Origin of the sequence: Streptomyces sp. NPDC051172 (assembly GCF_040682555.1) — a bacterium.
Lineage (GTDB): Bacteria > Actinomycetota > Actinomycetes > Streptomycetales > Streptomycetaceae > Streptomyces.
Map to the genome: position 1 here is coordinate 1 of NZ_JBFBBE010000279.1, position 2,388 is coordinate 2,388.

At 66.6% G+C, this 2,388-nt stretch carries 2 protein-coding genes; both read right to left on the minus strand.

Annotated elements, in window-relative coordinates:
• Positions 1-318: 318 nt before the first annotated feature.
• On the minus strand, positions 319-1,152 hold the full coding sequence (locus tag AB0N07_RS50290; protein WP_365847616.1) for a PIG-L family deacetylase: 834 nt from the start codon (positions 1,150-1,152) through the stop codon (positions 319-321).
• A 320-nt stretch (positions 1,153-1,472) separates the two neighbouring features.
• Entirely contained in the window at positions 1,473-2,048 is a 576-nt protein-coding gene (locus tag AB0N07_RS50295) for a helix-turn-helix transcriptional regulator (protein WP_365847618.1), read from the minus strand.
• Between the last annotated feature and the right edge of the window lie 340 nt (positions 2,049-2,388).

A 2,388-nucleotide genomic window follows, 5' to 3' on the forward strand; every position in this document is an offset into this window, starting at 1 on the left:
GACGGCGGCCGTCATCACCAAGCCGGCCCGCTCTTGATCCACCACAGCCGGACGTGCCCTTGGCCGTTCACGCCGCCCAGCGACTTCTGGTAACCGGACGGAGGTGAAAGCTCAAGCTCAGAGCCTGGGTCCGAGCCCGCCATAGGGCATGTACCAGCGCGGTGTCGGTCGGAAGTACGGGCGTGCGTCGACGCCGCCGGCGAGGGGCCTGGACGCGGGCTGCCACAGCGGAACTCGTGCGGACCGGCCGCCGGATGTATGACCCGCTCGATCGTGCCGGCCGGTCAATGCGCTGTCCCGGCCGGTCGGACGGGCGGATCAGCGCAGCCCGGCGAAGAGATCGTTCTCGGGGACAGCCGCTCCGGTGGCGTCCTGGACACGTACGAAGGTCTCCATGCCCATCAACGACCCGAACCTCTCCTTGCCCATCTTCAGGAAGAAGATGTTCTCGCCCTGACTGGCGTGCGCGGCCAACGCGTCGAACTTCTGGTCGCTGAACCCCGTCGTGTCCACCCACGTGGTGATCTCATCGTCGGGGAGGCCGATCTCGGCCGGCGCTGCGGCCTCGGCAGGATCCGGCTCCGGCATGCCCTCGCCGAACTCTCGCATGATCTCGCCGAATCGCTGCATCATCGAGCGGGGCGCCGTGGTCCAGTACACCTTCGGTGTCAGCTCGCTCATCTCCAGCGCCGCCATGGTGATGCGGTGGGCCTGGATGTGGTCGGGGTGGCCGTAGAAGCCGTTCTCGTCGTAGGTGACGACCACATCAGGACGGTAGTGCCGCATGAGTTCCGCAAGGCGGGCCGCGCCTTCCTGCACAGGAGTCCGCCAGAAGGAGCCGGGCGCGTCGTTGCTCGGCCAACCCATCATCCCGGAGTCGGCATAGCCCAGCATCTCCAGATCGCTGACCTTCAGCACATCACAGCTCGCCTCGAGTTCTTGGCGACGCATCAAAGCGACCGCCGCCGGATCGTGCCCGGGCTCGCCCGGCTTCACACCTCCCGGTCCGTCACCGCAACCGCCGTCGGTACATGTCACGAGAACCGTGCGGATGCCTTCCGCCGCATACTGCGCGAGGATCCCTCCGGTTCCGGTGGCCTCGTCGTCGGGGTGGGCGTGCACTGCCATGAGCGTCAAGCGCCGGTCAGTCATGAAACGGTCCTCCAGCAGGAATACATCTTGGTCCAAGGAGCGCGACAGGCGTGCCGCGATCTTGAGGCCCGGACCCCGGCAGGGCGGTCGGCCATGCGGCCTCCGTGTTCCCCACTCCTGCAGTTCCGGCCCCTCGGCGATACAACCGTGCCGACCGGAGCGGCTGTTCCCGCCGCGGCCTCTCGGCAGTACACACGTCGGCGTCCAATGCGAACGAGTCACCGGCACAACCCGCACGTCACAGCGCCACGCCGGAACCGGTCCCCCAAGAACACCAACCGTGAAATCGGCCCACGAAATCGGCGACCCCGCAACGGCCGCTACGCGGCGAACCCGACATTGGTGACGTACTCGTACTGACCCCACTCGGAGCCGAGGTCCACCGTCGCATCGTTGACCCATGCCTCGTCCAGGGCCTCGTCGTCGTCATTGGCCCATGCCTCGACGATCCGGTCCCAGTGCCGCACATTCAGCGTGCGGAACGACAGCGCCCGCTGATGCGGGCGGCTGACCTGGGACTGGTTGAGGGGATGGAACTCGACGCGGGCCCCGCGTCCTGCACGGTTGAGGCGGGCCAGCAGGTAACGGGCCACATTCTGGCGCCGCACCGTGCGGTACACCGTCTCGATGGCCTGCAGGTTCTTCCTCGACGGGATCCGCTTCCCATTCAGCCAGGCCTTGAGCGTGCGATCGGTCACGGTCAGCCCGGCCTCGCGGGCCGCTTCGCGGGCGTGCTCAGTGCGGGTGAGGTAGTGCAAGCGTGCCAGCAGCCCACGCCGCTGCGTGATCGGGGTAGCAATGAAACCGGCGAGAGCGTCGAGCTGGCGGGCCACGGCCTCATGCCCCTTGATACCGCGCGCCCCGAATTTGCCGAAATCAATATTCCTCTCCGGCACCCACGGCTCCTCACCCGATGGTCATCAATCTAGTACGCGCGACCCTCCAACGCAGGTCCATTCTACAGGATTTAGCACGCCGAACGGTTAGGTTGCTCGTCAAAGCCCCTAATTCCGCGCGACTTTAATGTGGGAGTTTCTGGTCAGCAGTCCAGCGCGCCTTCGGCGCGCGCCGGGGGGACGGTAAATGCCGTGGCGCGCGCTGAGGGTGCTTCTGCGTGCCCTGTCAAGGGGTGGGTCCCGCGCGGGATCGTGAAGTGTTCGTTCCGGCCGAAACCGATGTCTCTGTGATGCTGTGCAGCTCGCTGGTCAGCATGGTGCTGAGGGCCGACCACGGGAA

What these genes read in the sequence shown, in the direction of transcription:
- AB0N07_RS50290 (WP_365847616.1), bottom strand. Translation starts at nt 1,152, where the DNA reads ATGACTGACCGGCGCTTGACGCTCATGGCAGTGCACGCCCACCCCGAC.